Below are 346 nucleotides of genomic sequence, written 5' to 3' on the forward strand. Positions count from 1 at the left end.
TCACGACGTCCGCGGCGACCTGCTTCTCGCCGACCTCGACCTTGACGCCCTGACCGTGGTCACGCTGCCCGATCGCGTCACGGATCGCGCCGATCGCACGGGCAGCGCCGCCGCCCAGCGAGTGCACCCCGTTGACCTCACGAGCGGCGATGCCGGCGACCTTCGACACGACGGTGTCGTCGATCGTGGTCTTGCCCGCAGTACCCGAACCGTTCTGGACGGCCGAGCGCGACGCCGCCGAAGCGGTCGCCGGAGTGGTCGAGGTGGTGGTGGTGTCAGCCATTGGTGTCTCCCTTCGAGGACCCGCCGGGACTCGTTCCCAGCGGTTGCTGTTCACGGATGAGAC

Annotated in this window: 1 protein-coding gene; it reads right to left on the reverse strand. The window is 69.1% G+C overall.

What is annotated here, in order from left to right; translation table 11 throughout:
• Window positions 1-283, reverse strand: a 283-nt coding sequence (locus M3677_RS17830; protein ID WP_251161250.1) for an Asp23/Gls24 family envelope stress response protein, incomplete at its 3' end; no start/stop codon positions are given.
• Window positions 284-346: the final 63 nt, after the last annotated feature.

The sequence above is a fragment of the Curtobacterium sp. P97 genome (assembly GCF_023712445.1).
Lineage (GTDB): Bacteria > Actinomycetota > Actinomycetes > Actinomycetales > Microbacteriaceae > Curtobacterium.